At 70.9% G+C, this 10,491-nt stretch carries 8 protein-coding genes and 1 tRNA gene; 3 read left to right on the forward strand and 6 right to left on the reverse strand.

Features of this window, described 5'->3' with window-relative positions; genetic code table 11:
• The 6 genes from ACWJ6R_RS05455 to ACWJ6R_RS05480 form a co-directional block, all read right to left on the reverse strand.
• A partial coding sequence (locus tag ACWJ6R_RS05455) for a hypothetical protein (protein WP_449061133.1) occupies window positions 1–189 on the reverse strand: 189 nt, incomplete at its 3' end.
• Window positions 186–2,111 (reverse strand): hypothetical protein, encoded by a 1,926-nt coding sequence (locus tag ACWJ6R_RS05460; RefSeq protein WP_449061134.1) that lies wholly within the window; start codon window positions 2,109–2,111, stop codon window positions 186–188. The genes ACWJ6R_RS05460 and ACWJ6R_RS05455, both read right to left, overlap by 4 nt.
• Window positions 2,112–2,139: 28 nt before the next feature.
• A complete protein-coding gene (locus tag ACWJ6R_RS05465; protein ID WP_449061135.1) occupies window positions 2,140–3,390 on the reverse strand; it encodes a hypothetical protein in 1,251 nt (416 codons plus the stop codon).
• Between the two features lie 601 nt (window positions 3,391–3,991).
• The gene (locus ACWJ6R_RS05470; protein WP_449061136.1) at window positions 3,992–5,386 is read right to left on the reverse strand and encodes an MDR family MFS transporter; all 1,395 of its coding nucleotides are present in this window, start codon (window positions 5,384–5,386) and stop codon (window positions 3,992–3,994) included.
• A 906-nt stretch (window positions 5,387–6,292) separates the two neighbouring features.
• Window positions 6,293–6,634 (reverse strand): histone-like nucleoid-structuring protein Lsr2, encoded by a 342-nt coding sequence (locus ACWJ6R_RS05475; RefSeq protein WP_449061137.1) that lies wholly within the window; start codon window positions 6,632–6,634, stop codon window positions 6,293–6,295.
• A gap of 585 nt (window positions 6,635–7,219) precedes the next feature.
• Window positions 7,220–7,304: transfer RNA gene (locus ACWJ6R_RS05480), tRNA-Leu, on the reverse strand.
• A 164-nt stretch (window positions 7,305–7,468) separates the two neighbouring features.
• Here ACWJ6R_RS05480 and ACWJ6R_RS05485 point away from each other — a divergent pair.
• From ACWJ6R_RS05485 to ACWJ6R_RS05495, 3 genes are all read left to right on the forward strand, one after another.
• Window positions 7,469–8,776 (forward strand): M20/M25/M40 family metallo-hydrolase, encoded by a 1,308-nt coding sequence (locus ACWJ6R_RS05485; protein ID WP_449061138.1) that lies wholly within the window; start codon window positions 7,469–7,471, stop codon window positions 8,774–8,776.
• 108 nt (window positions 8,777–8,884) lie between these two features.
• Window positions 8,885–9,514 carry a hypothetical protein gene (locus ACWJ6R_RS05490; RefSeq protein ID WP_449061139.1) on the forward strand — a complete coding sequence of 210 codons (630 nt, stop codon included), beginning with the start codon at window positions 8,885–8,887 and terminating at the stop codon, window positions 9,512–9,514.
• A 234-nt stretch (window positions 9,515–9,748) separates the two neighbouring features.
• On the forward strand, window positions 9,749–10,491 hold a 743-nt coding region (locus ACWJ6R_RS05495; RefSeq protein ID WP_449061140.1), incomplete at its 3' end, for a chaplin family protein.

A 10,491-nucleotide genomic window follows, 5' to 3' on the forward strand; every position in this document is an offset into this window, starting at 1 on the left:
GGACCGAGACGTCCCCGAGGCGGGCCGCCCGCCGCACGCGGCGACGGCGGCGGCCACCGCCGCCGTCGCCCGGTCCGCTCCGAGGTGATAGGCGGCGTAGTCCAGCAGGTGCGCGCCGTGCTCGTTCACCCATGCCCTCCACTGGCCGGGGCCGAGCACGGCGTTCCCGGTTCCGGTGGATGAGTTCACGGGCCTGAGTACCCGGCCGGGTCCGGGGCGGGCCAGCCGTAGCCCGGATCGCCGTGACCGCCGGGGCCGCCGTGACCGGGCTGGGCGGGCGACACGGAACCGAACCCGCCGGGGTCGGGCTGCCCGGGCAGGGCGGGCTGTTCCTGCCCACCGGACCCGGCGGGTTCTCCCCCGGGCTGCGCGGGCTGGACGAACGGGTCGCTCTGCCCGTTCTGCTCACTCTGCCAAGTCTGACCGTTCTGTCCGCCCTGGCTGTTCTGTTCGCCCTGGCCGTTCTGGCCGGGCTGCGGGACACCGGGCCGCGCGGGGGGCGGGTCCGTCACCACGAGTTCCAGGCTCTGCTCGGAGAGGCCGGTGAACTTGGTCCAGTTGCTGACCTCACCGGGGGCCGGATCGGCGAAGAGCCAGCGGAGGAAGGCGGGCCACTGGCACGAGTCGCGGGGGACGGCGTTCTCGGGAAGGGCTGCGCCGTCCTGGGAGGAGCGCAGCTCCGCCAGCTCGGCGGCCGAGTAGTTCCGGCAGGCGGGAGTGCCCGGCGGGGCGATGTTGAGGTCCCACACGCCGTTGGCGTCGGTGTATCGCATGTTCCGGTCCAGCCCGAGGGCCTCCTGCGCGCGCCGGAGGAGTGCGGGGTCCCGGAAGACCGGAAGCGAGACGCCCACGTCGGGGGAGTCCTGCTCGGCGGGGAGGTCGGCGGGAGGCGGTGCGTCCCCGCCGCGGTTCCCGGACCCGTCCGGGGCCTGGCCGTCACGGTTCCCGGATCCGTCCGGGGCCTGGCCGTCGGGGGCCTGGACGGGCGGAGCCTGGCTCTCCACCGGAGCGGGCACCTGGTTCTCCGGGTCGCTCCCGCCGCCCTCGGGCGCCCGCGTGTCCTGCGGCGCGGGCGGTTCTCCGACGTTCCCGCGCTCGTTCCTGCGCTCCGGCGGGGACTGGGGTGCCTTGGAGGGCCGTGCCGGCTTGAGCGTCTTCACAGAGGGCGGCGCGTTCTCGCCCTTCTCCACGGGCGGTTCGGGATTCGCGGTCCGCGTGGGCTGCTCCGCCGGATGCGAGGGCTTCGCCGCCCCCACAGGCTTGTCCGCGGGCTTCCTGGTCTGCGCCGGAGTGCTCTTCGGCTTCTCCGCGTGGTCGTCCGTACGGCCGTCCGTACCGTCCGGTGAGGTGGACCGGCGGTCGCCCGAGGGTGTTCCCCTGTCGTTGCGGTCGACGCCGCCGTTGCGGTGCGTGGTGTCGCGGGAGGAGGGGGAGGTCTGGCCGGGCGCCTCCTTCGCGGGCGCGTTGACGGCCTGCTTGCTGGGCGGGGGCTCCACGATCTTGCTGCCCTCCCCCAGGTTGTTGCTGATCTGCTTCGTCGGCTTCGGCGCGGGGACGGAGTCGTTCGACTGGGTCCCCGGGTTCCGCGCGGGCGGGGCGACGTACTGCTGCTTCGGGGGTGCCTGCTGAGCGCCCGAACCGCCGCCGGAGTTGCCGCTGGAGCCGGAGTCGCGGGGCTTCGATTCGGACGACTTCGGCGGATCGGCGGGCTTGTCGGGTGGAGCCGGGGCGCCGCTGGGATCACTGGGGATCTGCGCGGAGGCGAGGGCGACGCCGACCGAGGAGAGCGTGGTGCAGCCCTCCCCGCCGCCGCTCACCACGCGGCCGTCCGGGGTGAGGGCGAGGCAGACCCGGGTGCCGGCGGCGGTCGCCGTACCCGGGTCTGCGGCCGCGATCGGTGCGCCCCCCTGCTCCGGAGACAGGGCCGCCCACGTGCCCGTCCGCGTGTCGAGGAGGTAGGTGCCCGTGTTGAGCTGCACCGTCTCGACCTCGGCGGGCGGGGAGAGCGCGGAGACGGCGGCTCCGAGGCCGGTGCCGGCCGCGAAGACCCCGATCGCGATGCTCGCAGTGACCACCGTCGCGCGCGAGGGCTTACGTGATGGTGTCGTCATCAATGTTCCTCTTCTTCCGGTGGGAACGTCAGGTGCCGTGGCTCTCCAGGACTTCGGACCACTCGCCGAGCACACGGACCCGTTCGTTGGAACCGGCGGGCGGGATGTAGGCCGCGTACATGCGGCCGTACGTCACGCTCGCCGAGCGTGAGAACGCCTTGTTGCCGGTGCGGACCGCGGCCGCACCCTTCAGCGTGACCAGCGCGCCCACTCGCCGGGCGGTGCGCAGGTCGGTGGAGCGGGCGGCGTACCAGACCAGGGCGCCCCCGTCCTTGGTCATGAGTGAGCGCACCGCGCCCTCCGGCCGGTAGGACAGCGAGAGCCGCCAGCCGGCCCGCTCCAGCTGGGCGCGCTCCTGCCGCCAGAACAGCGTGGCCTCGCTGGTCCACGGGCCGTCGGCGAACCGCGCGTCCGGCCGGGTGCTCTCCAGGCTCGTCAGATGGGCCCGGGCGACCTGGCGCGGGGTCGCGCGCAGGCCCGTGGCGTTCTCCGGCAGGCTCGTGGCGTAGCCCTCGGAGTCGGTGGCGATCTCGGGCAGCTGCGCGGGGACGGGGCGGGTGTCGGCGGTGAAGGCCGTCAGTCGCCAGCCCGCCGGGGTGGAGGCCATCACCAAGCTGATCCGGGCGACCTTCTCCCGGTGGGCGACCGCGACGAACCAGTCGGTGGTCCCCGAGGAGTCACGGGGCACCCAGAGCTTCGGACGGGGCCACATGCCCGCCCCCACCTCTGCACCCTCCATGCGGGCGGTCTCGAAGGCGGCCCGTGACATCTCCAGGGCGAGACCGTGCTCCAGCCTTCCCATCGCCTTGGCGTCCATCTTCGACTGGGCGATGGACAGCTCCCGGGCGTAGCGGCCGTGGATGCGGCGCGCCTCCTTGGCGGTGACCCGCGTCGGCAGGGTGTCCACGGGGGACTCGGTCACAGTCGCCGGAGGCTCCGCGGCGGCGGTCGGATCCGCCGGGGCGGTCGGGGTGGCCGGAGTGACCACTTCTCCGGATCCGGCCTTCTCGGTGGTGCCGGCCGAGGGAGCACCGGACGGGAGCACGCTGCCGGACGGCGGTGGGACCACCGCCTCCCACGACGTCCTGCCGGGGGCGGGCGTGGTGTGGGCGAGGAGGGTCCGGGGACCAGAGGAGCCGGACAGGACGATCCAGATGCCCACACCGGTGAAGACGGTGGCGGCCGTCCCGAACACGGCGACCTTCCGCCACCTGAACGTGGACAGCCGCTCGGGCTCCCAGATGCCATCGTCGAAGTCCTGCGCGGCAGGGGCATCCATGCGCTGGGAGAGCCAGACTCGCCTGCCCGGGGAATCTGATGCATGCCGCGACATAGATCCCGATATTAGACTGACAATGATCCCGGGGGAAGGTAAAGGGACAGGGTTATTAGCGCTTAAAGCTTCTGTCATATAAATGGCATAACGCCCAAAATCCGGACTATCCGAAACCCGGGATTCGGCGAATGCCAGGAAGGTGGAGATCGTCCTCACCAGGACATCTCTAGAGATTCGTTCCCCCGCTGAGCCCCAGCAAGGCGGCATGGGAGGGCTCGCGTCGCCGTCTCCGGCGATCTCTCCGGAAATTCATGATCATTACAAGACGGATGACATGAATGCCATTCGCATGTCCATGCCGACTGATCGGGTCATCCGTATAAGCGGTTTATGCGCCGCCCATTACTCCGTTCCCGACTCCGGGGAAGCGGGCTCCGAAGGCCCTCGGAGAATCACCGCGGCCGCGTTCCCGGCCTGCCGTTCACCTCAGGCCCGTCCGCCGCAAGCCCGCTCACCGGGTGCCGTTCACCGGAGGCGGGCCTGCGGCCGGCCGGCCGCGTCCGGGTGACGATCGTGGACGAGGGCGGCGGGCCGGGACGAGCCGTCAGAAGTGGCCGGGTCCCCCGACCCCGTCCGCCTTCTCCGCCCGGGCCGGCAGGAGCAGGGCGGTGACGACCACGGCCACGGACAGTGCGGCGCCGATGACGAAGGCCAGCCGCATGCCGTCGAGGTCGGCGAGCGCCTCGGTGACCCCCGTGGACTTCAGGGCTTCGGCTCGTGCGCTCATCACGGTGATCACGAGCGCGGTGCCGATGGCCGCGGCGACCTGCTGCAGCGTGCTCAGGATCGAGCTGCCGTGGGAGTAGAGCCGCGGAGGGAGCGCTCCGAGCCCGAGGGTGAACACCGGCGTGAAGGTCGCGGCCAGCCCCACCATCAGCAGCGCGTGCAGACCGAGCAGCAGCCAGTACGGCGTGGTCATCGTGATCTGGGTGAAACCGGCGAGCGCGATCATGATCCCGATCGCGCCGGGGACGACCAGGACCCGGCCGCCGAACCGGTCGAACAGACGGCCGACGGTCGGACCGAGCAACCCCATCGCCAGGCCGCCCGGCATCACGAGGAGTCCCGTCTGCAGGGCGCTGAGCTCGCGGACGTTCTGCAGGTACAGCGGTAGCAGCATCATCGAGCCGAGCATCGCCATGAAGGCCACCGACATCATGATCAGTGCGATCGTGTAGGTGCGGTGGCGCAGGGTGCGCAGGTCCATCAGCGGCGCGTCGCGCTTCTGCAGCGAGAGCTGGCGGAAGACGAAGACGGCGATGGTGACCAGACCGGCCGCCACGATCGCGGCGGCGACGCGGGCGTCACCGCTCTCGAACCGGCTGAGCCCGTAGACCAGGCCGCCGAAGCCGACGGCGGCGGTCACCACGCTGAACCAGTCGACGGTGCTGGACTTGGGCTCGCCGACGTTCTCGAGCTGCTTCAGGCCGCGCCAGGCGATCAGGGCGGCGATGGGGAGCACCACGGCGAACAGCAGGCGCCAGGATCCGAGCTGGAGGATCACCCCCGAGACCGTCGGGCCCATCGCGGGCGCGACAGAGATGGCCAGCGTGACGTTGCCCATCACCCGGCCCCGTTCCGCCTCGGGCACCACCTGCATCAGCGTGGTCATCAACAGCGGCATCATCACGGCCGTCCCGGACGCCTGGACGATGCGCGCGCCCAGCAGCACCTCGAACGACGGCGCGACGGCGGCCAGCGCCGTGCCGAGCAGGAACAGGCCCATCGCGGTGGCGTACGCGCTGCGGGTGGAGACCCGTTGCAGGAACCACCCGGTGATCGGGATGACCGCGGCCATGGTCAGCATGAAGGCCGTCGAGAGCCACTGCGCGGTCTGCTCGGTGATGTGCAGCGCACCCATCAACCGCGGGATCGCGTTGATCAGGATCGTCTCGTTGAGGATGACCACGAACGTGGCGAGCACCAGCAGTCGGATCACGGGCGGAGTGCGGCCTGAGGCGGTGGCCGCGGATTCGGCGGGTGAGTCGAGCAGTCGGCTGGACACGGTACCTCGATCGGGGTCGTCGGACATGACGGGGCCGCGGCTGGAGCTCCAGCCCCGGGTCTCGCAGGAGTTCGTGGTCGTGAAAACAGAGTGACGGACGCCACCGACAAAACTCACCGACCGGGTCCAAGACTCCGGCACATGATCCGAGATGTCACCTGGTTTTCACCGGCTCGCGGCCCCCGCGGCCGGTGAGAGCAGGGAGAGCCGCGCGGTCCCACCGCACCGGTCTCTCCCCGGGGCATCGTCGCCGGCAACGTCAGCGGCGACGCCAGCGCCTCGACTCGCCGGGTCTCGGCCCGGGCACGGGCCCGGAACTGCTCTAGGGAGCGTGAGCGTCGGCGCGGGCGGCGACGTCGACCCCGGCCTGCAGCGCGGCGGCCGGCATACGGCGGGCGCCTTCCCGACGATCCACAGGTTCCGCATTGCTCCACCGGATCTGCCTGTGGCTGTTCATCTCAGAACGGCGACCGCGTTCTCATACGGCGCACGCCGAGGCCGAGGGCGGGGCAGATCACGGTGATAGAGCATCCCCACACCAGCGATATCTGGTGTGAATGTCAGTGACCATCTCTTTCCCGAGGAGATTCCGTCTCCACTCGGGAATGACTGATAAATCGAGTGGTGGCGGCATCCGGTGATCCGGTGTCTCTCCGCAGTGGCCTCATAGGGTTTTCCGGTCTACGGGAGCGCTGCTCCCGCAGACCGTTGGTGCGGTTCGCGCCGGACCGGCGCGAACCGTGCGGCCTTAACACCCTCATGTTTCGGTTGGGTGGGCTCCGTTGAGCTTTCGGTCGGGTCGGTACAGCTCTCCCGACGAGAGCAGGAGGGAAGGCGCCGTCAATGGGCGGCCTCGTACTGCTCCACGATCGATGAGGCGATCCGGCCGCGCTCGCTGACGTTCAGGCCCTGGGTCTTGGCCCACTCGCGGATCTTCGCGCTCTTCTCGCGATCCATGGCGCGGCTGCCGGCCGTACCGCCCCGGCGACCGCGGCCGGGGCGTTCCTGGCGGACCGGGCGGGCGGCGTTGATGAAGGGGGCCAGTGCTTTGCGCAGCTTGTCCGCGTTCTCGTCGCTCAGGTCGATCTCGTAGGCGGATCCTTCGAGGGTGAAGGAGACGGTGCCCGACGCCTCGCCGCCGTCGAGGTCGTCGACGAAAGTCTCTACGACCTTCTTAGCCATGTCATGCTCCAGATATGTGGTGGTGAGGCGTACCTTAACGGTTCGCGATGGTTCTTCAACTCGACAGGCTCGAATGTGACGGCCTGCGGAGTCCCCCCGGGTAAGAGGGGCTACCAGAAGCGGTGCGGCCACCGTACCCTGATTCCGCGGTCATAGCGGGCCGAGCCCTGCCGTCTTCGATTTCCTCTCGTCCTCCGCCGTGACGGTTCCCCGGAGACCGAGAGGAAACTGAGATTCTCCGGACTCTGAAGTCCCTCTGCCCTGTGGATGGAGAATGAACGTTCTCTCCCGCGCAAGGCCGCGGATTGGGATCCGCCGCAGCGGTCGGATCGGCGGGGAGAAGACGGCGGGATTTCCACAGGGTGCGGATGAGTTTCGATGGTGCGACGGAGAGGGCGCGGCGGAGAGGGTGAGACGAACCGGGAGACCGCCGATCCGCTCTTCGACGCGGTGGACCGGTCGGAGAGAAGCATCGCCGCCCGCGACCGCCCGGCGACGGGAACCACCGGCAGGACTGCGGCCGGCCCTGGAAACGACTCGTGGAGGCTCGGGTCTCGCCCGGCCTCCACGTGTGGAAACTATCTGTGTCCGAGGGGGGACTTGAACCCCCACGCCCCGCAAAGGGCACTAGCACCTCAAGCTAGCGCGTCTGCCATTCCGCCACCCGGACTTGGTGCCTGCACGCGAGACCGTCATCCCTCGTCGGCGGACCTAGGTTAGCAAACCTTTGAGCGCACGTCATATCGGTTACCGCCGAGGTCCCCGGGGATGCCGGGAGGGTCCCGGCGGCGGCAGGATGGGAGGCGCAAGCCGTACCGAACCGAAGGAGTCGACATGACCGCGTTCAATGGTGAGGACGAGGTCGTCGAGCTGTGCCGTGACCTGATCCGGATCGACTCGACCAACGCGGGCGACAACACGGGGCCGGGCGAGCGGGCCGCCGCCGAGTACGTCGCGGAGAAGCTGGCCGAGGTCGGCCTGGAGCCGCGGATCCTGGAGTCGGACGACCGCCGGGCGAACGTGGTCGCCCGCATCGCCGGGGAGGACTCCTCGCGTGACGCGCTGCTGCTCCACGGGCACCTCGACGTCGTCCCCTTCAACGCCGACGACTGGACCCACCACCCGCTCAGCGGGGAGATCGCCGACGGCTGCGTCTGGGGACGCGGCGCGGTCGACATGAAGGACATGGACGCGATGATCCTCGCGGTGGTCCGGCAGCGGCTCAGCGAGGGCCGCCGCCCGCCGCGGGACGTGGTGCTGGCCTTCACCGCCGACGAGGAGGCCGGCGGTTCGTACGGCGCGCAGTGGCTGACCGACAACCACGCCGACCTCTTCGAGGGATGCACCGAGGCGATCGGCGAGGTCGGCGGGTTCAGCGTCTCCCTCGACGAGGCCCGCAGGCTCTATCTCATCGAGACGGCCGAGAAGGGCATCGCCTGGATGCGCCTGACGGCGCGCGGCCGGGCCGGGCACGGCTCCATGCTCAACCATGAGAACGCGGTCACCGAGCTGGCCGAGGCGGTCGGCAGGATCGGCCGCTACGAGTGGCCGGTACGGCTGACGCAGACCGTGAAGACCTTCCTGGCCGAGGTCTCCGAGGCCCTGGAGCTGGAGCTGGACGCCGACGACGCCGAGGCGACCGTGGCCAAGCTCGGCCCGCTGGCCCGGATGATCGGCGCCACGCTCCGCAACACCGCCAACCCCACCATGCTGGCGGGCGGCTACAAGGCCAACGTCATCCCGCAGACCGCGACCGCGCATGTGGACGGGCGCTTCCTGCCGGGTCACGAGGAGGAGTTCTTCGAGACGATCGACCGGCTGCTCGGGCCCAACGTGACCAGGGAGTTCGTCTACCACGACATCGCGATCGAGACGGGCTTCGACGGGCCCCTGGTGCGCGCGATGGCCGACGCGCTCGTCGCGGAGGACCCGGGGGCGCTGGCGGTGCCGTACACGCTGTCGGGGGGCACCGACCTGAAGGCCTTCAGCCGGCTGGGCATGCGGGGATTCGGGTTCGCGCCGCTCCGGCTCCCCGCGGACTTGGACTTCTCCGGGATGTTCCACGGGGTGGACGAGAGGGTTCCGACCGATTCGCTCCGGTTCGGGGTACGCGTTCTTGACCGCTTCCTGGACGGCTGCTGAGACGTTCCCGGAAAAACCATTGCGCTGACTCGACGTAGTGCTAGCGTGACTCTCCGTTGAAGGGAGGGCCGCGTTCACGCGGCCCCCGCCAGGAGCCGAGGAGGGCACGTGGCACGCACGCCGGAAGGGCAGCGGGGGATCCTCCCGCGCGCCGTCCCGTGCGTGCCCGTGCTCCTCTCCGCCGGCGCGCCCGTCGTCCGGGACATCCGGACCACGCGGTTCACGACGGGCGCTCGGCGGGTCGTCAGGCGAGTCCTCGCGGTCGGCGGCCTGTTCGCCGCCGGGTGGCTGCTCGCCGTCGTCTTCGGGCTCCTCTGCGCCGCTCCGGCGGCCGCGGACACCACCGCGGAGTCAGCGGCGGCGCCTGCGGCGGTGGGTTCCGGCCCTCTCGACACAGCCGCTTCCGGGCCGGCCTCCGAGGTCGGTGACTTCCCCACGGAAAGCGGTGACCTTCCGGCGGCGGGAAACGCCGAAGCAATGGCCGGACGAGGCGTCGACGGGCTCACCAGCCAGTCGACTCCGGGATTCCCGGCACCCTCCACCGCCGACCACAACGCCGGGGCGAACGGTTTCGTGCCCCAGACGAGCGGTGGATCCGGCCTCTTCGGGCCGGGTGTGGGAGACATCGCGCGGTTCGACCACGACCCGCGCCTCAGGGCACAGCGCGCCCCGCTCTCGGGGGTGCTCCCGCCCGTCGTCCGCACAGCGGCGGACGACCCATCCTTCTCTCCCGACTGACCCCGTCCCATGGGCCGGCGGTGTCTCTCCAGACGAAAACGCCGGTCGCGCGGAACGTGCCTTGGTCCTCCTGACGGAGGAGCCGTTCCGCATCGCGGGTGATGAGCGATTCCAGTTCTCGTGACGGCTGCCGGGCGTCCGCTGTGCGGTCTCCCGCCGGGATGCCGCCTGCCCGCGCACCCCGTGCACGAGATGTCAGGTACCCCCATGAATGAACCACAAGGAGCTTCAAGCATGCGTACGTGGGTTAAGAGCACGACCCCCGCGGCCCTTCTCGCACTGGGCGTCATGTCCCTCGGCACCGGTACGGCCCTCGCCGACACCTCGGGCGACGGTTCGATCGGCGGCGGCAACCAGGTCAACCTGCCGATCACCCTGCCGATCGACATCAGCGGCAACTCCGTCGCCGTCATCGGCGAGTCGGAGGCCGGTTCCGTCGGCGGCGCGTCCGTCGAGCAGTCGGGCAAGGGCTCCGGCGCCGGCGGCAACCGCACCAGCGGCGACCACAGCATCCTCGGCGGCAACCAGATCGTCGCGCCGATCACCGCTCCGATCAACGTCTGCGGCAACGCCGTCGCCGTCGTCGGCCGCGCCGCCGCCGGCTGCAAGGGCGGCGCGTCCGTCGAGCAGTCGGGCAAGGGCTCCGGCGCCGGCGGCAACCGGACCAGCGGCCGCGGCAGCATCCTGGGCGGCAACCAGGTGGTCGCCCCGATCACGGCTCCGATCAACGTCTGCGGCAACTCCGTCGGGGCGCTCGTCGGCCAGGCGTTCGCGGGCTGCAAGGGCGGCGCCTCCGTCACCGGCGGCAAGCCCGGCCACGGCTACCACAGCGGGCACGGCAAGGGCGCCGGCGGCAACCGCACCAGCGGCGACCGCAGCATCCTGGGCGGCAACCAGGTGGTCGCGCCGATCACCGCGCCGGTCAACGTCTGCGGCAACTCCGTCGGGGCGCTCGTCGGCCAGGCGTTCGCGGGCTG

This window comes from Planomonospora algeriensis (genome assembly GCF_977012225.1).